Consider the following 26,709-nt stretch of genomic DNA (forward strand, 5'->3'; position numbering starts at 1 on the left):
AGGAGGCGGATTGCCGTGAGCATGGAGGACGGACGACTGCAAGGATTGCCGCCGATAGCGGATGCTTCGTGCCGCATTCTCATCCTCGGGTCCATGCCCGGGGCGTTGTCTCTGGAGAAGCAGGAGTATTACGGCCATCCGCGCAACCATTTCTGGAAGCTGCTTTATGCGGTTTTTGGCAGCAGGGACGCGGTCGGAGGCTATGCCGATCCTAGCGGTTTGTATGACGAGAGGCTCGCTTTTGCCCTGCAAAACGGCATCGCTTTATGGGATGTGCTCGCGGAGTGCGAGCGCGAAGGGAGCCTTGATACGGCTATCCGCAAGCCGGAGGCGAATGATTTCGGGACGTTTTTCCGGACCTATCCCGGTATCGGGCGGGTATACTTTAACGGGCAGGCGGCAAGCGAGCTGTACCGCAAGCAGGTGCTGCCGCAGCTGCAGAAGCTTGGATTAGGCGAAACTATCTTGTATCAGACGCTTCCTTCCTCAAGCCCGGCCCGAGCCATGTCATTGGAGGCGAAGCTCGAGTCATGGCGCATGCTGGGGCGCACAGGAGACGGGAGCCAGGAAGTAGAGCAGGCCTAGGTTCGATCAAGGGCGTGATTCATTTCTGTTTGTCTTTAACAAGTGCGATGCAGTTAAGCAGAAGGATGCTAACCCCAAGGATCAAGTGGATTAAGAACATAATGAGCTCGCCGGTCGTCAAGCTCGGACCGTTACCTACAGGACCGACACGGTTGATAAGGATCACTTCAGAGAACCAAAAGCTGACGATCGTTACGATAAGGTAAATGGCCGAGGTGCAGATCCCGATAGAGTAACCCCATCTTTTTTTGCTCATTGGTATCCCTCCTTCCTTGCTATATGAGACGCGAGCGGCTCCGGATAGTTGCTTGGACCTGGCCTCAAATCCGCGTTTAGTTATACCAGTGATTCATGAAAAAAAGCCGATCTTTCACCTCGAGGTGAATATCGGCTTTTTAAAGCTGCTTCCGGCAAGCATAACGCAGCGCTCGTGAAGGTTATAAAAAACAACGGTGTCGATATGAACTATGGTTACACTGCCGGCAAATGCTGATGATATCAGTCTTTTTCTTTCGTAATGGCACCGTTCAAGTTTTTCGTCGTTTTGGCGCCTTCCACGGTATCGTTGACGAACTCCATGTCTTGATTTTCCGCTTCCATGGAGGCGGTTCCTTCATAATTTCCTTGATGCTTCTTGTTTTCGGACATGACGAATCTCTCCTTTTGTCTTATAAATACGCGCCTTACATAGCACCGGGTCTGGCCTAAGTCTAGGCACGTTTATGTGCAGCCCTTCTTAAGGTTGCCTAAAGTGGCGGAACATTATTCCTGTCCGGGGATGGTTTACCGGAACGTATGGCATACTAATCGCATTGGATGATATATCCAAAGGTTTTGAAGGGAGTTGAATCGCATGGCAAGACAGACGAGTTCGGTTCCGTACGGGTATGAGCCGGAGGATAGGAGCAAAAGCCCGCGCGGGACGTTATGGATATACGACAGCTTTGAATCGTTCGGGATGCAGCAGCTGGCTCCTTTAATCGGTATGGGGGAGCGGAAATCGTTAAAAAAGCTCGTGTTTTACCCGCTGCATGAAGAGACGCTCCGCCGCATGGGCGAGCGAAATGCAGAGCCGTATTACCGGCGGACCGAAGCGCTGGAAGAGCTACTGGAGCAAGCCGAGACGCCGCTTGATATGACAATCGATCACTGGGAGGGGCGGCGCAAAAAATATACGCCTGTCGATACGGCCTTCCGTTACTTGGCGGAAAAGTATGCCGGCCCCCACTTCGTATGGGTGACGCTGGAGACGGCCAACAAGCTGGCCGGATATGATTCTTTCGAAGGATGGATTAAAAAAATCCGCCTCTGGATCGATATGGAAGGGAGCAGCAAGAACCGGGAAGCCGAACTTCATCCGCGGTTACATGCCGCCGCAAGCCGCTGGGACCCCGTGGACGAGGAATCTCAGCAACAATGGCTCGAATCGGCCGCTCATCCGTCCGATTGAGCCGTTTACCCCTTTGCCGTAGACAACGCGGATCCGCTCTATGGATGAATATGGCGGCCGGAGCCCTCAAATCCGATGGGAAGTACGAATCTTTATAGTGCCTGATGGAAGGAAACCGAGATTCACAGGAGGGGACTATGAAGAAGATTATATGGATCGTTATCGGATGTATTGGCATCGGCTTGCTGTCCTATGGAGTGCTGGGTGCTGCCGACACCCCGGCTTCTGCGGAAATGTCGCAGGAAGCGAAGGGACAATATGTGCGGGTAGATGATGGAGGGAAGCGGATTGTCGTTTCCGTCGGCGGACAGGAGGCGTCTTACCCGATATCGTCAACGGTATGGGTTTACCGGAACAATCAAAAGTCATCCTTGGCCGATCTAAAGGCAGGAGATTCGCTGGAGCTGATTCTTAACAACAAAGACCAAGCCGCCTATATTAAGGCGTTCAGCGCTGCTGAGCCCGCACCGGCTCAACCTGAGCAGACTCCATCCCAGTCCGCAGCCGGCAGTAGTACGGCGGCGCCGAGCGGAGCCGCAACAGACAGCACGACGGCGGCAGCCGGTGACGAGAAAGCGGCCGGACCTGTTCTGCCTCCGGCTGCCGGAAATTCCGGAGCCTCGGGAGCAGCAGGGGCTACCGGATCGCAAGGGTCGGTACAGAAGCCGGCTGGTTCCGCGGGAAAATCCTCTGCGAGCTCAGGGACTGCTTCCTCTGCTGCTGCCGGCTCTCCAGGCTGGGAAAAGCTCGAATTCGAGTGGAAAAGCCGCGAGTTCGAATTGAAGGTGAAGCAGGATCCCAAGAAGCCGGCGGACACAGAGCTGTATTTGAAAACACAGGACCGCTCGGTCATTCATCTTGACGGTGTAGCCGCGGAATCCTTCATCCAGCAGCTGGTCAAAGGACTGCCTGCGGAGCAAAAAACGTTCGAGCAAGCGCTCAAGCAGAAGATTGCCTCCGAATTTCAGCTTGCCAACCGTTCGGCCGATTGGAAGCTGGATGTGAAGTGGGCCGACAAGCCTCAACCTCCATCGCATCCCCAGGAGCCGAAGGGCAAAGGAAACGAGAAATCGAAGGACAGCAAGGAGAAAGAGCAGGGCAAAGGCAAAGAGAAGCACGACGATCATGATGACGATGATTAAGCTGGAGCCGATAGGCGGTTGAAGCAGCAACGCTGGGGAGGCTCTGTCCAAACAGCGCTGGGCGGACTGCTTCATCGAATTCAAAAAGCGTCGCGCTATCCGGTTGCGCGGTAATGCTGCAGACACCACGACGGCGGCCCAGGGGGATAAACCAGCAGGACCTGCGCTGCCTCCGGCTGCCGGAAATACTGGAGCTGCGGGAGCCGCGCCAGAAGTACAGAAAAAAGCCAGTCACTACCCGTCTAGTTGAAGGCGGAAGTGACTGGCTTTTTCTTGTGTCAGCTCATGCGATATCCCGTGTATTGGGAAGGAACGGACGGCACGCTGACTAATCGTCGTTCCGTTATCTCCCTTTGGGCCCACGGGGCTTATTTTCGTTCTTTTTGGAGTCGGATGGACCGATACCGAGACGTTCCTGCAGCTGCTGCATCCACTGAGGCTGCTCGTTCTTCGGCTGTTCCGATTCCGGAGGAGGCTCGGGCTTATAGTCGGGCGGAACCGTGAACGGTACTACCGGGACATCGCGGAGCGCCCGGCTCATGATCTCCTTGAACACGGTGGCAGGTGCGACGCCTCCCGTGGTTAAGTAATGGTTCTTGTCCGTCTGATCGTAGCCGAGCCAGACGGCTGCGGTCAGCTCCGGCGTGAATCCGACGAACCAGGCATCTTTGATGCCGTTGGCTCCAATGTCGGCGAACTCCTTCGTGGCGGGCAGCTGCGTCGTGCCCGTCTTGCCCGCCGTCGGCCGCCCCAGCGCGGCGGCCTGCCCGGTCCCTGACTTTACTGCATCCTGCAGCAGTAAAGTCAGGGTGTACGCCACGGCCGGCTCCGTCACCGTCGCCGGCTGCGGCTTCGCCTCGACCAAGGGGATGCCGTCCTTGGTCGTTACCTTCACGATGGCGTGCGCCTGCTGCCGCACGCCGAGGTTGGCGATGGCGCCGAACGCTTGCGCCATCTGCAGGGGCGACACGCCCTCGGACAAGCCGCCGAGGGCGATGCTGAGCGTGCGGTCGGGGGCCCCGAGCGGGATCCCCGACCTCCGCGCGAAGTTCATCCCGGCGTCGATGCCGATCTCGTTCAGCAGCCACACCGCCGGGATGTTCCACGAGCGCATGATGGCCTCGCGCATCGTCACCTGCCCGCGGGTCTGACCGTCCCAGTCCTTGGGACGGTAGCCCGCGATGTCGAGCTCCCCGTCGTACAGCGGGGAGTTAGGCGTATAGCCCCGCTCGAGCGCAGGACCGTACACGACAAGCGGCTTGAACGACGAGCCCGGCTGGCGCTTCAGCTGGGTCGCGTGATTGAAGCCGCGGTACACCTGCGGTCCCCTTGTGCCGACAAGCGCCCGGATCGCTCCCGTCTTGTGGTCGAGGAGGACGGTGCCGCTCTGAATAAGCTGATCCGGCTTGCTCTCCGGAAACGCGGCGTTGTCGGCGTACACGTCTTGGGCCGCCTGCTGTATTTGCGGGTCCAGCTCGGTATAAATGCGCAGCCCGGTCGTCAGCACCTGCTCCTCGGTAAAGCCGTAGAGGTCGGCGGCTTCCTGGATCACATAGTCGACATAGGACGGATACTTTCCTTTGAGCGTCTCTTCATTATGCTGCTTCAGAACGATCGGCTTCGCGATGGCCTGCTGGTAGGCGGCGTCGCTAATGAAGCTTTGCTCCTTCATCAGCGACAGGACGAGATTGCGCCGCTCCAGCGCCTTCTCCATATTTTTGGCCGGAGAGTAGCTTGTAGGCGCTTTGGGCAGCGCGGCGAGCATCGCCGATTCCTCCAGCGTCAGCTGCTGAACCGGCTTCGCGAAATATTCCTGCGCCGCTCCCTCGACGCCCCAGCGTCCTTCGCCGAAGTAGATGCTGTTCAAGTACAGCTCCAAAATTTCGTCCTTGCTGTAGACGGTGCTGATTTTCAGCGCATATCCGGCTTCCTTCAGCTTCCGGCTTAACGTCTTGTCGGACTGAAGGAACAGGTTCTTGGCCAGCTGTTGTGTAAGCGTGCTGCCGCCTTCCTTCATCGACCCTGATTTCAAGTCGCGCAGCAGAGCCCGGGCCGTAGACCATAGGTCGATCCCGACATGTTCGTAAAAGCGCCGGTCCTCAACGGCGATCACCGCGTTGCGCAGTTCAAGAGGAATCTGATCCAGCGGCACGGGAACGATGCGCGAGGAGGAGAGCTGGGAAGCGGGCTTGCCGTTCTTATCCATGATGATCGTCGGCTCAGGCAGCGGATGCTCCAGCTTGCTTATATCGAGCCCGCGAATCCATAGCGCGGCGAAGCCTGCCATAGCACAGCTCCCTAGCACGGCAATGCCTGCGAACCACAGCAAAGTCCGCTTCCAACGGTTTCGCTTCCGCGGTTTTCGGCTGGCGTGACCGGAAGGCTTTCCTGCCCCTTTATCTGCCAACGGCGGTTCTTGAGCCGCTGCCGCTGCAGCCATGCGGGCCGAAGCGGACTTCGCGAGCTTTTTGCGCAATCTTTTACGCAATAATGACCATAGTGACTGTTGTTTTGCCATAAAAACCTTCATCCCCAATTTTGCATATGTTACTCTCTGTAGCCATACCTATTTAAACTATTCGCAGCGTCCGGCCGATTTGAGGCAAACGTCCAAGAACCCCGCTGCATAAGTCGCAGAGGGGTTCTTCCAGTTGCATTAGCGAAACTTGTATTAGCGAAGCTCGGGGCATTCATTCTCCCGCCAAAAGCTCGGGGCTCGGCCCGTCCATCCGATGGAATTGCCCCAAACGGACCTTTACTGAATCGGGTCGGGGACCATTCCGTTTTCCAGCAGCTGAGAATTGGTAGGCATATTGGCCATTTCCTTACCCAGCCGCCTCACCTCGGCCTCATTGTTCGCCATCCGTCCGTTCATCGCTTCTTCGATCGGGGTGCTGGCTAATTTGGGCTCATGATTGGACAAATACTGCTCCACCTCGGCCATCATCTGGACCGCCGCTTCCACGGCGCCAAACGGAACCTCCACCTTGTCCACGAAGCACGCCTCGTGCAAATGGACGATAGTCAGGCCGTTGCTTGCGGTTTGGGTAGGCAGCTGGTACAAATATTCTCTCAATGTAACGGGGTCGCGGAAAATCAGCTCATAAACGCAGCCGTCCCGCGTAGGTTTTTCGGCAAATCCTAATGTGGTCAATGTATTATGAACGTGGGCAAAGGGACGTGTAATCAAATGCATTTGCTTCTTGCGTGTCATCTCCATCACTCTCCTTCAGAGTTGTGGTATGGAACGCCAGACGGCAATCAAGCATCCGGAAATCCGGGCACATCCGGTCATCCCCATAGCTCGGATACCTTCTATTACCCTTGTCCGATGATTTTGAAACCCCTTACGCCTGAACGGCCGAAGAGTCGCTTGTTTTCCTGTGCTTTCGCTTGTGTGATTTCAAGGCGATATAGGTCCATATAGCCCCGCTCAAATCAATCAGGCTGAGTGCAATAAAAATCGGCTTCAGCATGCCGAGCAGCACAAACGTGGTCATGAACAAAATAATGGACGCCCGCGTGTAGACCGTTAAATAGTAAAACCGGTACATGCCTTCGATAGCGGACGCCGCGTAATCAAACGCCAGAAACAAAAGAAACATCCCGATGACGCGAATCCAGATCTCGCTTACGGCGGTATAGCCGAGCAGCTGGGCCAATACCCCCGGCACGATCAATAGCGTCAGACTGAGTGCGAACATGTACAAGCTGAAGTAAAATACCGTTTTAGCCGGATAAGACATGGAGCGCAGCATACATACACCTCTTTCTAATACGGGTCTATATTCCTAATTCACCCAATTTTCGACATAGGTCTATCGTACCGGACAAGGGATTTTATGTAAATAGCGATATGAGGTTTCGATCTTATTTTTTTGTTAGTTATTTCCCGCGTGGTATAATGTGCACAGGATGATACGAGGTGGAGTGACGGACATGAGAATTAACAAGTTCATAAGCGAGACGGGGTTCTGCTCCCGGCGCGAGGTAGATAAGCTGGTGGAGGCGGGACGCGTTACGATTAACGGGAAGAAGGCCGAGCTCGGCAGCCAGGCGGAGGAAGGCGACGATGTGCGGGTGGACGGCAAGCCGATCAGCACGAGGAAGAAGGGCGTCTACATTGCGCTGAACAAGCCGGTAGGGATCACAAGCACGACGGAGCAGCAGGTGCGCGGCAACATTGTCGATTTTGTCGGTCACAAAGAGCGGATCTTTCCGATCGGCCGGTTGGATAAAGATTCCGAAGGGCTGATTTTGCTGACCAACGACGGCGACATCGTCAACAAAATTTTGCGGGCGGAAAACAATCATGAAAAAGAATATATCGTGACGGTGGACAAGCCGGTCACGCCGATGTTTTTGCAGGGGATGGCAAGCGGCGTACGGATTCTCGGGACCATGACGAAGCCGTGCGAGGTGTTCAAGCAGGAGGAGAAGGTATTCCGCATTATTCTTACGCAGGGGCTGAACCGTCAAATCCGCAGAATGTGCGCAGCATTCGGGTATGAAGTACGGAGGCTCAAGCGGGTGCGCATAATGAACATCCGTCTCGGGGGACTTGCGGTCGGCCGCTGGCGCGATTTAAGCCCGCAGGAGCTCGACGAGCTGTTTACGAACATTTCGCATGAGGGAAAATGAGAAAAGAAGCCGCCGGACGCAAGCTTAACTCAAGCTTACTGTCTGACGGCTTCTTCATTGCCAGGCTCCATCCAATCGGCAACTCCGTTATCTTCAATGATACCGAGCGTTACGTCGGAAATGTTCGTATCCGTCAGCAGGCTGTCGCGGACGCGGAACTTGATGTCGTCGGCGTCGGCCAACGACAGCCCTTTGCGCAGCTCGATATAGCTCTCGACATGATATGTTCGTCCTTCCTGTACGACGCGCAGCTTGTTGATGTCAGTCACATCGCGGTCGGCCAGAATGACTCGGGCTACGTTGGTTTCGATTTCGGTCGGTGCGGCCACGCCGATCAGCCCGACCATATTGTCATAGCCCACCTTGAAGGCGACGCCGACCATCATCAGGCCGATGAAGATGGTGGCCAGCCCGTCGAATAAGGTAATGGCCGTAAATTGAGTGACGAGTACCGCAATCAGCGCGAGCAGAGCGCCTAATGTGGCTACGATATCCTCGTAAAAGACGAGTCTTGTCGGAGGCGCAGCCCGCCCAACATTTCGGATAGCCGCGGGGACGACGCCGAGCCCGGTCGCTTGAGCTTTCGTTTCGTGCACGATTTCCTTCATAGCCTTCACGAGGACGAAGCTGTCGACGGCGATGGAAATGGCGAGCACGATGAAATTGAGCCAAAAATGATGCGCGGCCGAAGGATGGCTAAGCAGGTGGATGCCTTCTTTTACCGTCTCGTACGCCATAATGGTAACTACAATAACAGCAATCATGCAGAACAGATTGATTAACCGTCCGAACCCGGTCGGGAAGCGCGGAGTCGGCTTTCGTTCGGCCAGCACGCTTCCGAGAAACACGAATCCCTGATTGATCGCATCCGCTATCGAATGCATAGCCGAAGCGAACATGGCCCCGCTGCCGCTGAAAGCCGCCGCAATCCCCTTCAGTACGGCAATCCCCGTATTTCCCAAAGCCGCCGCGGCTGACGATGTATTCCCTTTTTTTATCAGCTCCATCCAGTTGGTGCTCATTCGTGCCTCCTGTTGTCCGTATTGGGCAGCGCGGTCTTATTTTTGCTTACTATGCTTCATCCGCATTTCAAATATGTATGCTCAATACCCCCAGAAGCCGAATACGGTTCAAAACAGCTCAAAAACGGGGAAAAATAGTTTGTATACCTATATTTTAACCGTTAAAGCTTTCATTTCGGCGCTGTAAATAAGCAAGCCGTTCCTTGGACGCTCTTCTTAATTAGGATATAATAAATATACTGGTTGCAAATGTATACTTTAATCGAGGCTGCCTGAAGAGGCGTCTCACATTTTGAGTCTTTGAGGGAGGTGTACCTATCCGTCTCACCGAGGCGATAGGGAGTTATTGAGTAGTGACCCGTTACCTTTATTGTGGAGTCTAGTATTGATTCTTGTTTTGATCTTATTGAATGGATTTTTTGTCGCAGTAGAATTTGCGATGGTTAAGGTTCGTAACAGCAGGATTGAAACGTTAGTGAAGGAAGGGAATGCAAGCGCCAAGTTTGCCCAGCATATTACAAGCAACTTGAACGCGTATCTGTCGGCTTGCCAGCTAGGTATCACATTGGCGTCACTGGCATTGGGCTGGGTCGGCGAACCGACCATCTCGCGGATCATTGATCCCGTGCTCAAGGATATGGGCTTCGGCGATGCGGTTATTCATACGGTATCATTCATTATTGCTTTTTCCGTTATTACGACATTGCACATTACGCTTGGGGAGCAGTTTCCTAAGACGTACGCGATCCGCAAGCCGGAGCAAATTACTCTGATGTCTGCAGTGCCCATGATTATTTTTTATAAAATCATGTTTCCCTTTAACTGGCTGTTGAATACCATCTCCAACTGGATGCTGAGCAAAGCGGGGATCGAGGTTGCCTCCGAGCATGATTCCGCCCACACCGAGGAAGAGATTCGGGTACTGATGAAAGAGAGCCACAAAAGCGGTCTGATCGACAATACCGAGCTTACGCTGGTTGATAATATATTTGAATTTGCAGAAACGAACGCACGCGAAATCATGATTCCTCGTACCGACATGGGCTGCTTGTATGTCCAGCTTTCGTTTGAAGAGAACATGAAAATTGCGCTGGATGAAATGCGAACACGCTACCCGGTGTGTGATCCGGATAAAGATAACATTATCGGGTTTGTCCATATAAAAGATTTGATGAAGGCGAACGCGAACAGCACGGACATTCGCAAAGTGATTCGTCCCATTACGAAAGTGCCGGAATCGATGCCGATCAGCAACCTGCTGAAGCTGATGCAGAAGAAGAGCGCGCAAATCGCGCTGTTGATCGACGAATACGGTGGCACATCAGGTATGGTCACGCTTGAGGATATCATTGAAGAAATCGTCGGAGAAATTCAGGACGAATTCGACGGCGACGAGCGGCCGGTTCTGGAGCAAAAGGACGAGAGAACGTTCTCGATCGACGGCCGGATGCTGATCGACGAAGTGAACGACCGTTTCGGACTGGAGATCGATACGGAGGATTACGACACGATCGGCGGTTGGGTGTACTCCCACATTGAGATTCCGCCTAAAAAAGGGCAGAAGATCGCCTACAACGAAGAATTCGAGTTCATTGTCGAAGAAACCGACGAGCTTAGAATTTCCAGAATTATTGTCAAAAAGCTGGTTTCCGAAGCAACACCGGAATCGGAAGAAACATTGACGGCTTAAATCAAATAAAGAAGCGGTGCCATCCTCAGGACGGCACCGCTTTTTTTGTCGCTAGACGCTATACAAGGCTGTTGAATTTATACCCGACTCCGCGGACCGTTTGCACAAAGACGGGCTCGGTCGGATTCGGCTCGATTTTTTTGCGCAGATTGCTTATATGTACGAGCAGCGTTCGCGTATCGCCATTGCTGTCGACGCCCCAGGCCATCTTATACAGCTGCTCGATCGGCACGACCTTGTTCGGCTTTTTGGCCATGAGCGCCAACAGGTCGAACTCCTTGGAGGATAACGGGGCGATGCTGCCGTTAACCCAGACGTTGCGGCTCAGCAAGTCGATTTCGAGCCCCGGGAACGAGAGCTGCTGCGAATCCTCCTTATGCTGGTCGTGCAGCTGCTTGCGCCGCAGGTGAGCCTTTACGCGGGCTACGAGCTGGCTCGGGCTGAACGGCTTGGTCACGTAATCGTCGCCGCCGATGCTGAGCCCTAGAATAATGTCCATATCCTCGCTTTTGCAGCTGATGAACAGGATGGGGATATCATAATTGCGCCTGATTTGTCTGCATATTTCAATGCCGTCCATACCGGGCAGCAAAATGTCCAGAATGACCATGTCCGGTTTGTATTGCTCCATATATTCCAAAGCGCCCGGGCCGTTGTCCGTGCTGATCACTTCATAACCTTCCTTAGCCAGGTACAGTCGGATAAGCTCCGTAATCTCCGGCTCGTCATCGACAATCAATATTTTTTCCGCTGACATTGGTTCTCCCTACTCCTCCTATTGAAATCACAAAGCTGTTTCCAAATGGCAAAATTTGCGTTACGATGAGAGAAAACATAGAAAGAAAGTATGTGGTTCCCGTTTCCAGAATCTATCTCTATTATATATGGATTCCAGCTATTTTTGCCATCCTTTTGTTAGGCGGCTGCAGCTATAATTCGGACCGGGAGGATCGGGTAAGTCCGTCGGCGGTTCAGGGAGTGCTGGATTTGAGAGGCTGGGATTTCGTCAAGGACGGGGCGGTGGAGCTGGAAGGCGAGTGGGATTTTTACTGGAATCAGCTGTTGACTGCAGATCAGGCTGCTTCCGCTGGTCATGGCTCCGGTTCGCCGGCAGCGGACTGGCTCAGGCTGTCCCGCTCATGGAACGGGCACGTCGTCGACGGGCAGCCGATTCCGGGCAAAGGGTACGCTACATATCATTTGAAGGTAACGACGGATTTGACCGGCGATGTGCTCGCTCTGGAGCTGCCGACCATCCGGTCTTCTTATTCCATATGGATCAACGGCGAACAGCTGGGCGGGGCGGGGACCGTAGGCACGAGTCCGGAGACTGCGCAAGCCCGTTATTTGCCTCAGCTCGTCTACTTCAGTCCGGACAGCCCGGTGCTCGATATTATGCTGCAAGTGTCCAATTACGACCATAGGCTCGGCGGCATCTGGAACGATCTGAAGCTGGGCGAAGCCCGGCAGCTGACATCGCATCATCAATTCCATCTGGGCGTGGAGCTGACGCTTGTGGGCAGCTTGCTGGTGATGGGGCTGTACCATCTGGGGCTGTTCTTAATCCGGTTTAAGGATAAGGGCTCGCTTTACTTTGCGCTGTTTTGCCTCGCCATCGGCATACGCGCCATGCTGGTCGGGGAGGGAGCCGCATATCAGCTGCTTCCGTTCATTTCTTACGATACCGGGCTGCGGGTGGAATATTTATGCTATTACATCGCCCTGCCGTTGGCCGTCATGTTTTGCCGGACGCTGTTTCCGCAGGAAATCAGCCCGTTGTTCGTGCTGGGCCTGCAGGCGGCGGGAGGTTTGTTCTCGCTCACGGTTCTGCTGCTTTCTCCGTATGCGTTTTCTTATACGACGCAGTGGTACCAGGCCATTACGCTGCTCGTATGCGCTTACGTGATGTCGGGTATTGTAAAAGCGCTGGCCAAAGGCAAGGAAGGCGCAGGCTTCGCCATGTTCGGCGGCATGTTTTTTATCATCACGGTGACCATCGATATTCTGTACTATAACGAATGGATTCAAATAGGCAACGTATCGTCGATCGGGTTATTTTTCTTTATCTTTATGACTTCGTTCATCATCAGCCTGAAATCGTTCAAGGCGTTCGCATCCGTGGAGACGCTCTCCCGCCAGCTGCGAGAGCTGAACATGGGGCTCGAGCATCGGATCAAGGAGCGTACCGCGGAGCTGGAGCGCTCGAACCGGAGCCTGGAGAAGATGAACGAAGAGCTGGGAAGGCTGGAAAATTCGCGGCGCCACCTGCTGAGCAACATATCGCACGATCTAGGCACGCCGATGACGCTGATCCAAGGGTACGTGGAGGCTTTAATCGACCGCGTTGTGGTGGAGCCGGACCAGCAGGAGAAATATTTGCGGCTCATTCTCGGCCGAATTACCGGCTTGAACCGGCTCATAGCCGATTTGTTCCAGCTGTCGAAGCTGGAGGCGCGGCAGATCGATTTCTCGATGCAGGAAATGATGGTGGAGGACGTGGCGGCCTACTACACCGACCGGTACGATCTGGAGGTGAACAATGCGGGATTGCGCTTCAGCGTTCACGCTCCCGCTGCACCTTACGGGGGCAGCGTGTTTATCGATATCGACCGGATCGACCAGGTGCTGACCAACCTTATTTACAATGCCATCAAGCATACGCCGGTAGGCGGCTTTATTCAGCTGCAGATCGCGGTGGACGGCTCCTCGATCGTAATGCGGGTGCAGGATAACGGAAGCGGAATCGATCCCGACGATCTGCCGTATATTTTCGACCGGTTCTACAAAAAGGATAAGTCCCGTAATTCCGCAGGAGGCGGCAGCGGGCTTGGGCTTGCTATCGCCAAGGAGATCGTGGAGTTTCATGGCGGACGGATCTGGGCCGAAAGCCGCCTGGGGCAGGGAGCGTGCATTTGCTTCGCCCTGCCGCTGCAGATGTCGCGGCAATTGCTCCACTCCTAAAGCTGAAGCCGCTGCATGGCATGGCGGTATTCGGTAGGAGAAGTGCCGTAGAGCCGCTTGAACTGCTTCGAGAAGTAAAGCGGGTCCTGGAAGCCGACGGAGGAGGCGATCTGCTCTACCGTCAGCTCCGGCCGCTCGCGCAAAAGCAGGCGCGCCTTGTCGGTGCGCAGCTTGAGCAGGAACGAGACCGGAGTGACTCCCGTGTGCTTCCGGAACAGCGTAGACAAATAGGCGCGGTTATAACCGAGCGCTTCGGCCATCAGCTCGATCGTTATCGGCTCGGCATATTGCGACGACAAGTAGTGGACGGCCTGCTGCACGATCTGATCGCTGCCGCCGGCCAGCTGAGGAGAGGCTGCCGCTTCCGGCTGAAGCGCCTCGGCATATTCGGCAAGCAGAAGCTGCAGATAGCCGCTTGCCTTCAAGTTGGCATGAGGCAGCCGCGCCTGGAACACCGTCTGCACCTGATGGTACAGCACGCCTACGCTGCGCTTGCGGCCTGTATGAACGACGGGTTGACTCGAAGAGAGCCCGATCTCGTGCAAAATGCGGGCCGCCTGAGGACCCTCGAAGGCGATCCAGCGGTAAAACCAAGGATCCTCATCATCGGCCTTATAGCTGATGAGCTTGCCCGGCTCGATCAGGAAGCTGTCGCCGGCTCCGAGCCGGTAGGTGATCCCTTGACACGTGTACGTTCCCGATCCCGATTGGATATGGTGAAGCAAATAGTAGTCGACGACTTTAGGCCCGGGCTTGTGCCCGGGCTTCGTTTGGCTGTTGCCGGTGAAGAGCACGGCCAGCTCGTCATCGGTCGGCGGCTGCGGATTGGACACGACGTAGTAGCTGTCCGTTCTTTTGGCGTTCATAAAGCGATAGCACCTCTCCTTCTCCTTGAATGGCACATTGTATGGCACAGCCCGAAGTTGTGGTTCGTTTTGTTTCAGTATATCATGGGAGAGGGTGCAGCAAGAAACGAATCTAACATTTTTCCATGTGAAGCTGACATCGTTCCATAGTGCGGGAGAGCGCTCAGGCAGTATACTGAATTCAGACAAGAAAACCATTCTTCATCCATAATCCAATTTGAATCAGGCGGTGTATTTCTATGGCAGACTTACAGGCATTGAAAGAACGGTTTATTGAATTATACGGCAATGACGGAGCGGGAGAGCTTCATGTGTTCCACGCTCCGGGCAGGGTGAATCTGATCGGCGAGCATACGGATTACAACGGAGGCTACGTATTCCCGGCGGCTCTGACGTTCGGAACGACGATGCTGATCCGCAAGCGCGGCGACGGGCAGGTAGGATTTGCTTCCACGAACTTCCCGCTGCACAAACATATTTCCATTACTAACGTGGCGTTCGATCCGGCCGACGAATGGATGAACTATCCGAAGGGCATCATCGCCGAGCTGCAGCAGCGCGGAATAGCCGTCAGCGGGTATGACATCCTGTTCAGCGGAGCGATTCCTAACGGTTCGGGTCTCTCCTCCTCCGCTTCGATCGAAGTGGTTACAGCCTTCGGCTTGCTGACCATGGAAGGCCAACCGACGGACAAGGTGGAGATCGCCCTGCTGTCGCAAAAGGTGGAAAACGAATTTATAGGTGTCAAATGCGGCATTATGGATCAGTTTGCGGTCGCCAACGGGAAGCAAGACCATGCGATCCTGCTGATGTGCGATACGCTGGAATATAAGCATGTGCCGTTCGAGAGCGGCGCGTACAAGCTCGTCATCGGCAATACGAACAAAAAACGCGGGCTGGTCGATTCAGCCTACAACGAGAGAAGAGCTCAATGCGAGCAAGCGGTTAAAGATTTGCAGGCGCAATTCCCTGAGCTGACGCTGCTCGGACAGCTGAGCCTGGAGCAGTTCAATGAGTACCGGCATTTGATCAAGGACGAAACGGTCCGCAAGCGGGCGAAGCATGTAGTTGAAGAGATCGATCGTGTCCTGCAGTCGATGAGGGTTCTGGAGCAAGGCGATCTGGCAGCCTTCGGCAAGCTGATGATTGCGTCCCACGATTCGCTTCGCGATCTGTACGAAGTGACGGGTCTGGAGCTGGACGTTATGGTGGAGGAAGCGCTGAAGGTTCAAGGCGTGCTTGGTTCCCGCATGACAGGCGCAGGCTTTGGAGGCTGCACGGTATCGCTGGTGCATGAGGAGAGCGTTGCAGTATTTATCGAGCAGGTAGGTCAGGCGTACAAAGAAAGAACCGGCTTGACTGCGGATTTCTATGTATGCGACATCGGTGACGGAGTCAAGGAACTGGCGTAAGCTGTAAACTGTAAGTGATATAAGAGATGTAAGTGATATCGTCTATAAAAAAGGGAGGGTTTTAGATGGCAATCATGGTAACGGGCGGTGCGGGCTATATCGGCTCGCATACGGTTGCGGAGCTGCTGGCTAGAAACGAAGAGGTTGTCGTGGTCGATAACCTTCAGCAAGGACACCGTGAAGCGGTGCTTGGCGGTAAGCTGTATGTCGGCGATCTTCGCGACGCGGACTTTTTGGATACGGTGTTCAAGGAAAACGAGATCGAAGCGGTCATTCACTTCGCCGCCAACTCTCTCGTCGGAGAGAGCATGCAAAATCCGGGCAAATATTATCATAACAACGTGTACGGAACGCTGTGCCTGCTGGAGAAGATGAACGAGTACGGCGTGAAGAAAATCGTATTCTCTTCCACCGCGGCAACCTACGGAGAGCCGGAAAACGTGCCGATCATGGAGAGCGACCGCACTCTGCCGACGAACGCATACGGCGAAACCAAGCTGGCGATGGAAAAAATGATGCGCTGGTTTGATACCGCGCACGGGATCAAATATGTGTCGCTCCGCTACTTTAACGCGGCGGGAGCTCACGAGAGCGGACGCATCGGTGAGGATCATTCGCCGGAGACGCATCTCATCCCCATCATTCTTCAGGTTGCGCTGGGCCAACGGCCGCACATCTCGATCTTCGGCGACGATTACGCTACGCCGGACGGAACTTGCATCCGCGACTATATTCACGTGACGGACTTGTCCGACGCGCATATCCTTGCAGTCGAAAAGCTGCGCGGCGGCGGAGACAGCAGCGTATACAATCTGGGCAACGGCAAAGGCTTCTCCGTTAAAGAAGTCGTCGAGATCGCACGCAAAGTGACGGGACACGAGATTCCTGCCGTTATCGAAGCCCGTCGTGCCGGCGATCCGGCGGTACTGATCGCTTCCTCGGAGCGGACGAAAGCGGAGCTTGGCTGGAAGCCGCAGCGCGACAGTCTGGAGCAAATTATTGAAACGGCGTGGGCTTGGCACAAGAGCCACCCGAATGGATATAAAAGCTAATAGCATTGATGGTTCTATCACTTCTTATGATTTACTTACATGAAGGAGGCTTGCGCAATGAACGACGCAACCGGCAACAACCGCCAGGAAGCAGCGGCTTACACGATAGAGCAGCTGCTGCAGTTCGGCATCCGGCATAAGCTGCTGGAGCCGATTGACGCTTACGCCGCCCGCAATGCATTGCTTGAGCTGCTGTCTGTCAGCGAGCCGTACGGCGGCGAGACGGACGGAGCGGAAGCGGACAGCCCGGTTCCGCTGCTGGAATCGCTGCTCGATTATGCGGCGGAAACCGGCATTCTCGAAGACAATAACACGACGCTTCGCGATCTGCTGGACGCCAAAATTATGGGCTGCCTTATGCCGCGGCAGTCGGAGGTTGCCCGCCGCTTCTGGACTACGGCGAAGCAGGACAGCGTAGAGCAGGCGACCGATGAGTTTTACCGGCTTTGTATTGATTCCAACTATATCCGCGTCGACCGGATTGGCAAAAATCAATATTGGCTGGCGCCGACAGAATACGGCGATATGGAGATCACCGTCAACTTGTCGAAGCCGGAGAAGGATCCCAAGGAAATTGCGATGCTCAAGAACGCGCCGCAGAGCCATTATCCGAAATGCCTGCTGTGCATCGAAAATGTCGGCTACGCAGGCCGGCTGAATCATCCGGCACGGCAAAATCTGCGGGTCATTCCGCTGGAGCTGGACGGGGAGCCATGGTATTTCCAATATTCCCCTTATGTGTACTACAATGAGCACAGCATCATTTTCGACCGGGAGCATCGCCCGATGAAGACGTCGAAGCAGACGTTCTACCGGCTGCTTGATTTCATCGACCAGTTTCCGCATTACTTCATCGGTTCGAATGCCGATCTGCCGATTGTGGGCGGATCGATTCTCAACCACGACCATTTCCAGGGCGGCAAGCATCAGTTTCCAATGGAAAAATCGCCGGTTGAGCTTAGCCTGACCCATTCCGATTATCCGAATGTGAAGCTCGGCATCGTCAAATGGCCGATGTCCGTCATCCGCATATCGAGCCATAACAAGATGCAGCTGCTCAAGCTGGCCGATACGATTTTGAACGAGTGGAAAAGCTACAGCGATCCGGACAATGATATCTATGCTTACACGGAGCGAAACGGTGTGCAGGTTCCTCATAACACCATTACTCCTATCGCACGCAACAATGCGAACGGCGAGTACGAGCTTGATCTGGTGCTCCGGAACAACCGGACGAGCGAAGAGCATCCGGACGGTATTTTCCATCCGCATCAGCAGCTCCATCATATCAAGAAGGAAAATATCGGCCTGATTGAAGTGATGGGTCTTGCTGTGCTGCCAGGCCGGCTCAAGGACGAGATGGAGCTGCTGGCTCAAGTGATGACCGGCACGCTGCCTTTGGATGCATCCATTACGGAGCAGGCGGATCACCCGCTGCACAAGCATACAAGCTGGATCCGCGAGCTGATCGCCGAGCACGGAACTGCGATGAAGGCACCGGAGGCCGAAGCGATGCTGCGCTCCGCCATAGGGCAAAAGTTCGCCGACGTGCTAAGGGACGCCGGAGTGTACAAACGGACGGAGCAGGGGCGCGAAGGATTCATTCGTTTCTTGGGATCGTTCGGGTTTAAAGCTTAATACGGCAACAGTTAAGGGCCCACCGGCATATCGGTGGGCTTTTTTGACTACGTTTCATTGGCTGATGGAAAATTATATACGGAAATTAGGAAAAAATGCTCACATTCATTACCATTTTATGTTATAGTATTTCACATAAGATGACATAAGATTCATTGGATGGGAGGAAAGACATATGTTTGACTGGTTAGGCGTTAGAAAGGGGCTTCCTCTCTGGTGGTCTTACCGTTTGAATCGCGGATTGAAAGAAGATGTAGAGGACATTTTCGAAGGAATTGCTAACACGAGAATGGAGCTTTTAAGAAGCTGGACCAACGAGTATTGGTCTCATCTCGATCGTCTGCTTGCACAGATGGGCTCCGTTTCCGGGGAAGAAGAGTCTTCTGGCGGGGGGCATTCTGCCGAATGGGATAAGCTGTTTACGGCGGTGCGCAACCGGGCGTCCGATTTTTCCGAATTGTTTGTGTTAAACGAGCGGTCGGACGTTGTCTTTTCGTCGTACCAACGCCATATAAGCACCGGCTATGCAGGGCGCAGCCTGATAGCCAAAGGGCTTGAATATACGTATAAAGGAAACAAATGCTTGTTCGGTCCCTATGCCGATCCGCTGACACTGGAGATCGGACCATCGACCTCCGCCTTTCATGATAAAATGACGCTGCTGTTCATCGTTCCAATTATGGTGGAAGGGAAGTGGAGGGGAGCGTTATGCGGCAGGGTGCCGAACGACGTAATAGGCGACCTGATCCAACGGGAATCGGGGCACGTGTACCCGGATTCCGGCGATAACTATATTTTCATGGCCCGGGCACACATGAACAGCCATATTGCACCGGGAACGGCGCTCTCCCGCAGCCGCTTCGAGGACCGGACGTTTACGCACGGCGAAAATTTAAAGGACGGCGTTACAACCGACTGGGGCACGGTGTCGGTCAAGGAGCATACGGAGCTGGAGCTGATGTTCACCGACCCGGCGACAGGCAAGCTCCATCCGGGCGTGGACAATACGATCGCTAACGGGAGCAACCTGTTCGTCGCCTTCCCGGGCTACTCCGACTACCGGCACATCCCGGTTATAGGCAAAGGGGTGACATTCCAGCTTCCGCACTGCCCCGATGTATGGGGGATGATGTGCGAAGGCGATCTGGAGGAAGTATACCGGATACGGGGTATCGGGTGGAAGCTGACGAAGCTGCAGCTGCCCCTGATCGGCGCCTTCGCCGTCCTATCGGCGCTGTTGGTCTACTTCATGCTGAACTGGCATGCCGTATCGCCGCTTGCTGCCGCTTGCGGCATAGCGCTGCTCAATGTGCTGTACGGCGTCGTCCAAGCATGGTCGGTTCATAAGCGGGGCTCGCAGCCGATTGTCGGCAGCCTGCACCGGATTAACCGGTTCATCCGCATCAATGCCGAAGGCAAGGGCGATTTGACCCAGCGTCTGGATCCAGCCCGTTTTGAACAGGATGAGACAAGAGAGCTCGCGAAGTGGATCAATAACATGATCGATTCGCTCGAGGGCATTATGCTGCAGGTGAAGCAGGCGGCATCCGATGTGCTCGACAGCCAGCGGCTGCTGAACGATTCGACCGCCAGCACGGCCGTATCTACAGAGCGGATGAGCGGCAGAATCCACGATATGATCCGCAGCATACGCAGTCAGCTGAAGGATATCGACGTAGCGAAGGATGCGGTAGGCGATATGCAGGGGACGCTGCGGGTACTTGAGGATAAAGCGGCCGGCCAAATAGCGGTGGCTCAGACGGAAGTGGAGCGGATCGGCGATAAGATGAGGCAAATCTCGAGCAAGGTGGCCGAGACGAATCATACGATCTTGACGTTCATGGAGACGACGCAGCAGATCAAGAACGTGCTGCAGGTCATTGAGGAAATTTCCAATCAAACGAATTTGCTGTCGCTTAATGCGTCGATTGAAGCGGCGAGGGTTGGCGAGCATGGCAAAGGATTCGCCGTCGTTGCCGGAGAAATACGCAAGCTGGCCGACATGACGCGCAAATCGACCGAGGAAATTCATGAAACGGTTCAGCTGATTTATAAAAACGCCAAGGAAGCCTTCTCGTCTATGGAAGAGGGGACGCAGGTCGTAGAGGAAGGGACGCAGCTGGCTGCAGCGGCTTCCGAGCTATTGAATGATGCGGGCATGGATTCGCAGAAGACCCAGGTCGTCAACGAGGTTGTAGGGCTGATGGAGAAAATTGCGGCGGTCAGCATGGAAAACCGTAAAATATCGACCGAGGTGGAGGGCAAAGTGCACGAGCTGCTGTCCGACATCGTGAACGTGCGCTATACGTCGCGACACGTAGAAGGAATAACCGATTTCCTGCAGCAGCTGGTCAATCAGTTCCAGCTCACGGAAACACGCAGAAGATAGCTATCTTGCATAAATGCACAAAACCGGCTCGCTTCCTTGAAGGATTCGAGCCGGTTTTCCGTTTATTTTACGCTTGCGCCCCCCAGGCCTCATTGAATATAAGCGGCTCGAGCGATCTTCGTTTCTCCCAGTTGGCCGACTCCAAAATAGGCATCGACGGATACTGATCCGTATAGCCTACCGACAGCAGCGCGACAGGGTCGATATGCGGCGGGATGGAGAGGATATCGCGGATATCGTTTTTCTTATAAAAGCTTACCCAGCCCATAGCCAGTCCCTCGACACAGGCGGCCAGCCACATGTTCTGAATGGCGCAGGCGGTCGACATCATGTCCGTTTCCGGAATCGAGTTGCGCCCGAGCACGTGAGAACCGCCCCGGGTCGGATCGCACGTTACACAGATGGTCAATGGTGCTTGCTCCAGGCCTTCGATTTTGAGCGACATGAATTTCGTTTCCCGCTCACCCTCGTAATGGATGGCAAGCGCTCTGCGCTCCTTGTCCGCCGCCCAGGCCAGCTTCTTCTTCACGTCTGCGGACCGGACCAAAATAAAGTTCCAAGGCTGCATGAATCCAACGGAAGGGCCGTGATGCGCCGCATCCAAAAGCCTCATGATGATATCCTCTTCAATCGGATCGGGAAGGAAGGTGCGGACGTCCCTGCGAGTATAGATAGCTTTGTACACCGCTTCTTTTTCTTCATCGCGAAATTGATTCATGTCGGATAGCACCTCTTTTTTTCTAGTATACGTTGCCGGAGGACGAAGCTTTCATACGCGAACGGTTTTCCAGGCGCCTTTTTTGAACCTTCGGAAGATGAGGATGGAGCGGACAAACTGATCCGCTGCGGCGGCAGCCCAAATCCCGGCTATATCCCAATTCAGCCCGTAGACGAACAAGAGGCTTAATACGACCCGGAAGCCCCAGACGCCGATGACGGTGGAGTAGAGCGGATACCGCGTATCTCCGGCTCCTCTCAGCGCTCCGCCAAGAATGAACTGGGTCGCCTGCGACACTTGAATAAATCCCATGATGGTCAGGCCGACCGCGCCTTTTTCAATAACCTCCGGGTCGGTAGTATAGAGCATCATCATGTATTTGGCGAACAGGATGAAGACGACGCCCATCGCTCCCGCCACGATCATGCCGATTTTGCGCACCTGCCATCCGTACTTTTCCGCAAGGTCGGGGTTTCCCGCGCCCAAGCATTGGCCAACCAGAGTGGAGGCCGCAATCGAGAACGCCATCCCGGGCATGAACGTCAGTCCGAACACGTTGAAGGCGATTTGAGTCGCTGCCAATGCGATAGTGCCGAGGCTGGCGGCGATTTTGACGAAAACGAGCATGCCGAGACGCATGACGATTTGTTCGACGGCGGTAGGCAGCCCGATTTTTAAGATGCGCCCGATCATGTCCCGGTCCAGCTGAAGCAGCCCTCTGACGGTCAGGCGGATCGTATATTTCCCGCTGAACATAACGATGATCACCCAGATCATCGATACGAGCTGGGACGTGATGGTCGCCACGGCGGCGCCCGTTACGCCAAGCTCAGGCAAACCGAACAAGCCGTAAATGAGCGGAAAGCCGATCAGGACGATCAACACGTTCGAGAGCACGTTGATCTTCATCGGCGTCCGGGTATCTCCTGCTCCTCGCAGGATGGCCGTCAAAGCCATGGAAATCGTATTGAAGCCGATCGATAAAAAGATGATTTTCGCATAAAGCAGACCTTCCGCAACGACTTCCTCGCTCGCGCCCATCATGCGCAGCAAATCGGCGGCGTACCAATAGCCGAAGGCCACGACGATGAAGGATAGCCCGATGTTGAGTGCAAATGCCTGGCTCGCGGCTTTGTTCGCATCCGCAAGCTGTCCCGCCCCGACCGATCGGGCGACGATGACGGTGGTCCCTACGTTCAAGGTCATAAAAATGGCCAGAAGAAGGAAATAGGGCTGACTGGTTAACCCTACCGTCGCCACGGCATCAGGTCCCACTCGCCCTACCAAAATCATATTCAACATTTGCATAAAGTTAATCAAGAGCATCTCTACAAGCGACGGCCCTGCCAGCTGAAGAATCATTTTACGGACATGGCGAAGGTCGTTCGGGTCGGCCGTGACCGCTTCGGAGCCGAGGCTTCGAACGTCTGCAGGCTGCTGCTCCGCTTTCGGTGGTAACGGGGTGTTCAAATGATCACCTTCATCCGATTATGATGTTCTTTCATCATAACACAAACGATGGAAAAAGGGACGTTAAGTTGAAAACGTTTTATTTGTTTGTGCGCCCGAACTGAATCCTGGCCTGCAGCAGAGCGATCCGGGAGTAATCATCCTTCTTTCGGGATGTCGGAAGACGGCTTGCGTTTCAGCTCCACATGAATCGTATCCCGATCGTGCGTAATTTCGTTGACCTCGATCCCCTTTTGCTTCAGTGGGGCGGTGATAAGATTCTCGTCCTGCTCCGGGAAAATGTACGCCGGGTAGTTCGGAGTATGGAAGAGCAGCTGTTCGGCTACCTGCAGCAGCTTCTCCATCGAGAACGGCTTGCGCAAAAATTTCTCGATATCCTTCTCGTGATAATGCAGAGGCGGCTCCAATGCCGTCGATACGATAACCGGTGTCCGGAAAAATACCGGGTGATCGTACAGCGCGGCCATGAAATCCCAGCCGTTCTTCGAGCCCTCGAGATGAATATCGACGATGCACAGCTTCGGCGGCTGCTGGCGAACGCGGGCTAACGCTACGATGCCTTCTTCGGCGGAGCGCAGATGAACGGTCGGGATCTCCAGCTTGCCGAGAGCGATTTGAACCAGCTTGGCCAAATTATCGTCGTCTTCCAGAATGATGATGCTTCCGTCGACGGACGGCAGCTCATACGTCTTCATTGCAACGGTAAACGTAGTACCTTCGCCCATGACGGAATCGAAGGAGATGGTCCCGTGGTGGGCATCCACGATTTCCTTGACAATGGCGAGTCCGAGCCCGGTCCCGCCGATTTGGCGGCGGTCGGAATTGTCGACGCGGTAAAACTTGGAGAACAGCTTACCTCGGGCTTCCTCCGGTATTCCAAGTCCGTAATCCGTAACGAGCAGGCGGACATCGTTATGCTCCACCTCAATGGCCACATCCACCTTGTCGGCCTGCGGAGAATACTTGATCGCGTTGCTAAGCAAATTATGTGCCACCTGCTTGAGCCTGTCGGCATCGGCGCGAACCCAAATTTCGCCGCCGGGGGACTGGAGCTCGATGGTGTGGCTGTGCTTCTCGTTCCATTGCTCGACGATGTCCCCGATGAGGCCGGTCAGCTCGACCGGAGCATAATGGTACACCTGCTTGCCGGACTCCATCCGCTGCAAATCAAGGAAATCGTTGATCAGCGTCGACAGACGGTTCGCTTCCTTGTAGATCGTCCCCAGGTACCGCTGCTGCTTGTCCGGCGTCAGCTGGCGGTGCAGCAGGATTTCAATAAATCCAAGCACGCTCGCAAGCGGAGTGCGCAGCTCGTGGGAGACGATGCTGATGAATTCGTTCTTCATTTCATCGACTTTTTCTTCTTCAGTCCGGTCGCGGAAGACGAACAGGAAGCCGCGGTCCACCTGTTTTTTGCGGTCGCCGACCTTGGTGGCGTACAGCTCGATATACCGCTGCTCCTCGTTATCCATCAGCGTGAAGCGCTCGGTCAGCTTATCGAGCGTCCCGTTCAGCAGGCGATCGATAGACAATCTCACGGTGGAGAAGGAAGGTGTCGACTTCTCGATCCGGAAGCCCAGATCGATCCAGCTTTCGCCGATATGGTCGTTCAGTGCGAAAAAGTCCTCCATCCGGTGATTGGCGAACAACAGCTTGCCGGATGCGTCGCACAAGACCATGCCTTCATGAGTCGACTCAAGGATGCTTTCGATCAAATCGCGCTGCTCCTCGATCAGTACTTTCTCCTGCTGGAGCTGCTCGTTCAGCTCCTCTAGATAAGCCGATTGACGGCGGCGCTCTTCGTTCATTTGCTGGGCCAGGAAGGCCAGCTCGAATTGCTGAACGAGTCCTTTGCCGGCCCGGGCGGTCTGTTCGCTTCGCGACGACAAGTAGCCGGTCAAGAGAAGGAAGCCGATGACCTCCTGGCGATCGTCGAACAGCGGATGATATTGATCAACTGCATGCGACATCGTCTGGTGAACGCCCGATTCTTCAAGAGACAGCTCGCGCTTGCACTCGATCGGAGCCTTTTCGGTAAACACGCGCAGCGCAGGGCCGAACAGCTCATGCTCGATATGGGACGGAAGCTGCTTCGGATAGCCGATGGCATATAAAATGTCGTACTGTTCCGGGATATAGGAAGCGTCCGGGAGTCCTCCGACATCAACCGAACGGCCGTCCATTCGCGATTTGACCACAAGAAGGGCGGCATCCATCTGCAGCGAGCTGAGAAGGGCAGGGATAGACGATTGCAGAAATTGCTGCATATTCAATGCGCCGGACAGCTTCTCCTGATACGTCGTAACCGTTTCCAGCTCCAGCTCACGCTGCGACAGCTTCTCCAACGTCTGCTCCTGCTCTTCCTGCTGGGCGATGATCTCTTCGTTTTGCGCTTCCAGGCTCTCCGCCATATAGCGGTACGTTTCCTCGCTTCGGCGCAGAGCCGCTTCGGCCCGGTTCGCACGATTGAAGATGAAGGCGGAGAAGGCGCCGATAACGAGGGCTACGGCCCCTCCGATAGCGATAATGACCCGGGCGGCATGACCTGCCCGCTGCGCATCGGCATACGCCTCCGAGCTCAGAGATTCAATATCGGCGCGAAGCTTCAGATGAAGCTGGCGGAAGCGGTCCATCACCGTTTTGCCGTTGTTAATGCGATCCCTCGCTTCATCCACCTTGCCGGACCGCACCAGGTCGATTTGCATTTGGTAATGCTCCTGCAGCCGTTTGATCTGCGGGAGGATATCCGCTTCCATCAAGCCTCTCAGGCTGGGATATTTTTTCTCGTATTCGGCGAGAAGCTCCAGATCGGTGACCAGCTGCGTTTTGCCGAGCTCATAAGCCTCCAAATACTTGGCGTCGCTCGTCGCCACATAGCCGCGGACGCCTGTTTCCTGATTGATGACATCCTCTAGAATATTGGAGGCTGCTGTGGATAATGGAATGCCTTCCTTAGTAATCCGATTCATTTCCGCTTCCATGTTAGTAGAGGCTATGTAGCTGGAGATGCTCACAAACATAAGCAGGAAGATGATGATAATGACATAAACGAGCGAAACGTTCGAACGGGTAACCTTCATAGAATTTGTACCACCTTAGCTATAGAGAAATGAATGTTCGCCTCCGGAGGAAACGGGCTTGTGCAGAATCCTAGCCGCATCGGATACGGAAGTACCGTTAGGCAGCCGCCGTGTTATATATTGAATCATTTGATCCGATTCAGACATAGATGTACCTCGTAATGGGCGTACTGCTGAAGCTGTTCGAGAAAATCATTGAGCTCGGTGTCTGACGTCGCGAGCAGCCTGAGCATATAGCAGCCTTCGCCGCTGATCCGGTAAGCTTCACGTACATCGGGATGCTCCTGCAAAAATGTTTGAAACTGCGCAACCGAGCCGGCCGCGTTTATAGTCACGGTGATATGGGCCATGAGATGGTGCCCCAGCTTTTCGTAATTGAGGGTTACGGTAACCCCTTCAATAATTCCGGCATCCTCCATCTTGCGGATACGAGAACCTACAGCCTGACCGGTTAAATGTACGCGTTCCCCGATTTCCTTGTGCGCCCGGCGCGTGTCGTTGAGCAAGCATTCCAGTATTTTCAGATCGGTCGCGTCGAGCATAACGGTCATCCTTTCCCGTTCGGTTTGAAATCATCGTACGGCGATAGCGCA

At 54.6% G+C, this 26,709-nt stretch carries 22 protein-coding genes; 10 read left to right on the forward strand and 12 right to left on the reverse strand.

Annotated features, from left to right (window positions below; translation table 11 throughout):
• The first annotated feature begins 21 nt into the window (after positions 1 to 21).
• Complete coding sequence (locus ACFQ88_RS27925) at positions 22 to 585, forward strand: DNA-deoxyinosine glycosylase (RefSeq protein ID WP_379459451.1); 564 nt, start codon at positions 22 to 24, stop codon at positions 583 to 585.
• A gap of 19 nt (positions 586 to 604) precedes the next feature.
• On the opposite strand, the gene ACFQ88_RS27930 is transcribed toward ACFQ88_RS27925, so the two are convergent.
• Entirely contained in the window at positions 605 to 841 is a 237-nt protein-coding gene (locus ACFQ88_RS27930) for a hypothetical protein (RefSeq protein ID WP_379459340.1), read from the reverse strand.
• Between the two features lie 242 nt (positions 842 to 1,083).
• Complete coding sequence (locus tag ACFQ88_RS27935) at positions 1,084 to 1,233, reverse strand: hypothetical protein (protein WP_379459342.1); 150 nt, start codon at positions 1,231 to 1,233, stop codon at positions 1,084 to 1,086.
• A 205-nt stretch (positions 1,234 to 1,438) separates the two neighbouring features.
• On the opposite strand from ACFQ88_RS27935, the gene ACFQ88_RS27940 reads away from it, so the two are divergent.
• A complete protein-coding gene (locus ACFQ88_RS27940; protein ID WP_379459344.1) occupies positions 1,439 to 2,035 on the forward strand; it encodes a hypothetical protein in 597 nt (198 codons plus the stop codon).
• Between the two features lie 137 nt (positions 2,036 to 2,172).
• Positions 2,173 to 3,177 (forward strand): hypothetical protein, encoded by a 1,005-nt coding sequence (locus tag ACFQ88_RS27945; RefSeq protein WP_379459346.1) that lies wholly within the window; start codon positions 2,173 to 2,175, stop codon positions 3,175 to 3,177.
• A 343-nt stretch (positions 3,178 to 3,520) separates the two neighbouring features.
• Here ACFQ88_RS27945 and ACFQ88_RS27950 read toward each other — a convergent pair whose 3' ends face one another.
• The 3 genes from ACFQ88_RS27950 to ACFQ88_RS27960 all read right to left on the reverse strand — a co-directional run bounded on the left by ACFQ88_RS27950 (position 3,521) and on the right by ACFQ88_RS27960 (position 6,935).
• Complete coding sequence (locus tag ACFQ88_RS27950) at positions 3,521 to 5,695, reverse strand: transglycosylase domain-containing protein (RefSeq protein ID WP_379459348.1); 2,175 nt, start codon at positions 5,693 to 5,695, stop codon at positions 3,521 to 3,523.
• A 237-nt stretch (positions 5,696 to 5,932) separates the two neighbouring features.
• Positions 5,933 to 6,391 (reverse strand): hypothetical protein, encoded by a 459-nt coding sequence (locus tag ACFQ88_RS27955; RefSeq protein ID WP_239630796.1) that lies wholly within the window; start codon positions 6,389 to 6,391, stop codon positions 5,933 to 5,935.
• A 133-nt stretch (positions 6,392 to 6,524) separates the two neighbouring features.
• The gene (locus ACFQ88_RS27960; RefSeq protein ID WP_379459351.1) at positions 6,525 to 6,935 is read right to left on the reverse strand and encodes a hypothetical protein; all 411 of its coding nucleotides are present in this window, start codon (positions 6,933 to 6,935) and stop codon (positions 6,525 to 6,527) included.
• A gap of 181 nt (positions 6,936 to 7,116) precedes the next feature.
• On the opposite strand from ACFQ88_RS27960, the gene rluF reads away from it, so the two are divergent.
• On the forward strand, positions 7,117 to 7,818 hold the full coding sequence (rluF, locus tag ACFQ88_RS27965; RefSeq protein WP_239630798.1) for a 23S rRNA pseudouridine(2604) synthase RluF: 702 nt from the start codon (positions 7,117 to 7,119) through the stop codon (positions 7,816 to 7,818).
• A 35-nt stretch (positions 7,819 to 7,853) separates the two neighbouring features.
• Here rluF and ACFQ88_RS27970 read toward each other — a convergent pair whose 3' ends face one another.
• Positions 7,854 to 8,840: a cation diffusion facilitator family transporter gene (locus ACFQ88_RS27970; RefSeq protein ID WP_379459353.1), complete on the reverse strand. Its 987-nt coding sequence runs from the start codon at positions 8,838 to 8,840 to the stop codon at positions 7,854 to 7,856.
• A gap of 385 nt (positions 8,841 to 9,225) precedes the next feature.
• Between ACFQ88_RS27970 and ACFQ88_RS27975 the strand changes: the two genes are divergently transcribed.
• On the forward strand, positions 9,226 to 10,530 hold the full coding sequence (locus tag ACFQ88_RS27975) for a hemolysin family protein (RefSeq protein ID WP_379459355.1): 1,305 nt from the start codon (positions 9,226 to 9,228) through the stop codon (positions 10,528 to 10,530).
• A 58-nt stretch (positions 10,531 to 10,588) separates the two neighbouring features.
• Here the strand turns inward: ACFQ88_RS27975 and ACFQ88_RS27980 are convergent, their stop codons facing one another.
• Entirely contained in the window at positions 10,589 to 11,287 is a 699-nt protein-coding gene (locus ACFQ88_RS27980; RefSeq protein ID WP_239630800.1) for a response regulator transcription factor, read from the reverse strand.
• A 65-nt stretch (positions 11,288 to 11,352) separates the two neighbouring features.
• Here ACFQ88_RS27980 and ACFQ88_RS27985 point away from each other — a divergent pair, with 65 nt between their 5' ends.
• Entirely contained in the window at positions 11,353 to 13,491 is a 2,139-nt protein-coding gene (locus ACFQ88_RS27985) for a sensor histidine kinase (RefSeq protein WP_239630801.1), read from the forward strand.
• Here ACFQ88_RS27985 and ACFQ88_RS27990 read toward each other — a convergent pair.
• Entirely contained in the window at positions 13,488 to 14,357 is an 870-nt protein-coding gene (locus ACFQ88_RS27990; RefSeq protein WP_379459358.1) for an AraC family transcriptional regulator, read from the reverse strand. The two genes, ACFQ88_RS27985 and ACFQ88_RS27990, sit on opposite strands and share 4 nt — an antisense overlap.
• A 239-nt stretch (positions 14,358 to 14,596) precedes the next feature.
• On the opposite strand from ACFQ88_RS27990, the gene ACFQ88_RS27995 reads away from it, so the two are divergent.
• The 4 genes from ACFQ88_RS27995 to ACFQ88_RS28010 all read left to right on the forward strand — a co-directional run bounded on the left by ACFQ88_RS27995 (position 14,597) and on the right by ACFQ88_RS28010 (position 20,848).
• The gene (locus ACFQ88_RS27995; protein ID WP_379459360.1) at positions 14,597 to 15,769 is read left to right on the forward strand and encodes a galactokinase; all 1,173 of its coding nucleotides are present in this window, start codon (positions 14,597 to 14,599) and stop codon (positions 15,767 to 15,769) included.
• A gap of 65 nt (positions 15,770 to 15,834) precedes the next feature.
• Entirely contained in the window at positions 15,835 to 16,821 is a 987-nt protein-coding gene (galE, locus tag ACFQ88_RS28000; RefSeq protein WP_379459362.1) for a UDP-glucose 4-epimerase GalE, read from the forward strand.
• Between the two features lie 57 nt (positions 16,822 to 16,878).
• Complete coding sequence (locus tag ACFQ88_RS28005) at positions 16,879 to 18,459, forward strand: UDP-glucose--hexose-1-phosphate uridylyltransferase (protein WP_379459364.1); 1,581 nt, start codon at positions 16,879 to 16,881, stop codon at positions 18,457 to 18,459.
• Between the two features lie 175 nt (positions 18,460 to 18,634).
• Positions 18,635 to 20,848, forward strand: coding sequence for a methyl-accepting chemotaxis protein (locus ACFQ88_RS28010; RefSeq protein WP_379459366.1), 2,214 nt, complete (start codon positions 18,635 to 18,637; stop codon positions 20,846 to 20,848).
• A 67-nt stretch (positions 20,849 to 20,915) separates the two neighbouring features.
• Here ACFQ88_RS28010 and bluB read toward each other — a convergent pair whose 3' ends face one another.
• The 4 genes from bluB to ACFQ88_RS28030 form a co-directional block, all read right to left on the reverse strand.
• On the reverse strand, positions 20,916 to 21,566 hold the full coding sequence (gene bluB, locus ACFQ88_RS28015; protein WP_379459368.1) for a 5,6-dimethylbenzimidazole synthase: 651 nt from the start codon (positions 21,564 to 21,566) through the stop codon (positions 20,916 to 20,918).
• A gap of 51 nt (positions 21,567 to 21,617) precedes the next feature.
• Positions 21,618 to 23,036 (reverse strand): MATE family efflux transporter, encoded by a 1,419-nt coding sequence (locus ACFQ88_RS28020; protein ID WP_379459370.1) that lies wholly within the window; start codon positions 23,034 to 23,036, stop codon positions 21,618 to 21,620.
• A 137-nt stretch (positions 23,037 to 23,173) separates the two neighbouring features.
• Complete coding sequence (locus ACFQ88_RS28025) at positions 23,174 to 26,116, reverse strand: ATP-binding protein (RefSeq protein WP_379459372.1); 2,943 nt, start codon at positions 26,114 to 26,116, stop codon at positions 23,174 to 23,176.
• Positions 26,117 to 26,241: 125 nt separating this feature from the next.
• A complete protein-coding gene (locus ACFQ88_RS28030) occupies positions 26,242 to 26,658 on the reverse strand; it encodes an Lrp/AsnC family transcriptional regulator (RefSeq protein WP_379459374.1) in 417 nt (138 codons plus the stop codon).
• Positions 26,659 to 26,709: the final 51 nt, after the last annotated feature.

The organism is Paenibacillus sp. NPDC056579 (assembly GCF_042793215.1).
Taxonomy (GTDB): domain Bacteria; phylum Bacillota; class Bacilli; order Paenibacillales; family NBRC-103111; genus Paenibacillus_S.

What these genes read in the sequence shown, in the direction of transcription:
- ACFQ88_RS27925 (WP_379459451.1), top strand. Translation starts at nt 22, where the DNA reads ATGGAGGACGGACGACTGCAAGGATTGCCGCCGATAGCGGATGCTTCG.
- ACFQ88_RS27930 (WP_379459340.1), bottom strand. Translation starts at nt 841, where the DNA reads ATGAGCAAAAAAAGATGGGGTTACTCTATCGGGATCTGCACCTCGGCC.
- ACFQ88_RS27935 (WP_379459342.1), bottom strand. Translation starts at nt 1,233, where the DNA reads ATGTCCGAAAACAAGAAGCATCAAGGAAATTATGAAGGAACCGCCTCC.
- ACFQ88_RS27940 (WP_379459344.1), top strand. Translation starts at nt 1,439, where the DNA reads ATGGCAAGACAGACGAGTTCGGTTCCGTACGGGTATGAGCCGGAGGAT.
- ACFQ88_RS27945 (WP_379459346.1), top strand. Translation starts at nt 2,173, where the DNA reads ATGAAGAAGATTATATGGATCGTTATCGGATGTATTGGCATCGGCTTG.
- ACFQ88_RS27950 (WP_379459348.1), bottom strand. Translation starts at nt 5,695, where the DNA reads ATGGCAAAACAACAGTCACTATGGTCATTATTGCGTAAAAGATTGCGC.
- ACFQ88_RS27955 (WP_239630796.1), bottom strand. Translation starts at nt 6,391, where the DNA reads ATGACACGCAAGAAGCAAATGCATTTGATTACACGTCCCTTTGCCCAC.
- ACFQ88_RS27960 (WP_379459351.1), bottom strand. Translation starts at nt 6,935, where the DNA reads ATGCTGCGCTCCATGTCTTATCCGGCTAAAACGGTATTTTACTTCAGC.
- rluF (WP_239630798.1), top strand. Translation starts at nt 7,117, where the DNA reads ATGAGAATTAACAAGTTCATAAGCGAGACGGGGTTCTGCTCCCGGCGC.
- ACFQ88_RS27970 (WP_379459353.1), bottom strand. Translation starts at nt 8,840, where the DNA reads ATGAGCACCAACTGGATGGAGCTGATAAAAAAAGGGAATACATCGTCA.
- ACFQ88_RS27980 (WP_239630800.1), bottom strand. Translation starts at nt 11,287, where the DNA reads ATGTCAGCGGAAAAAATATTGATTGTCGATGACGAGCCGGAGATTACG.
- ACFQ88_RS27985 (WP_239630801.1), top strand. Translation starts at nt 11,353, where the DNA reads ATGAGAGAAAACATAGAAAGAAAGTATGTGGTTCCCGTTTCCAGAATC.
- ACFQ88_RS27990 (WP_379459358.1), bottom strand. Translation starts at nt 14,357, where the DNA reads ATGAACGCCAAAAGAACGGACAGCTACTACGTCGTGTCCAATCCGCAG.
- ACFQ88_RS27995 (WP_379459360.1), top strand. Translation starts at nt 14,597, where the DNA reads ATGGCAGACTTACAGGCATTGAAAGAACGGTTTATTGAATTATACGGC.
- galE (WP_379459362.1), top strand. Translation starts at nt 15,835, where the DNA reads ATGGCAATCATGGTAACGGGCGGTGCGGGCTATATCGGCTCGCATACG.
- ACFQ88_RS28005 (WP_379459364.1), top strand. Translation starts at nt 16,879, where the DNA reads ATGAACGACGCAACCGGCAACAACCGCCAGGAAGCAGCGGCTTACACG.
- ACFQ88_RS28010 (WP_379459366.1), top strand. Translation starts at nt 18,635, where the DNA reads ATGTTTGACTGGTTAGGCGTTAGAAAGGGGCTTCCTCTCTGGTGGTCT.
- bluB (WP_379459368.1), bottom strand. Translation starts at nt 21,566, where the DNA reads ATGAATCAATTTCGCGATGAAGAAAAAGAAGCGGTGTACAAAGCTATC.
- ACFQ88_RS28025 (WP_379459372.1), bottom strand. Translation starts at nt 26,116, where the DNA reads ATGAAGGTTACCCGTTCGAACGTTTCGCTCGTTTATGTCATTATCATC.
- ACFQ88_RS28030 (WP_379459374.1), bottom strand. Translation starts at nt 26,658, where the DNA reads ATGCTCGACGCGACCGATCTGAAAATACTGGAATGCTTGCTCAACGAC.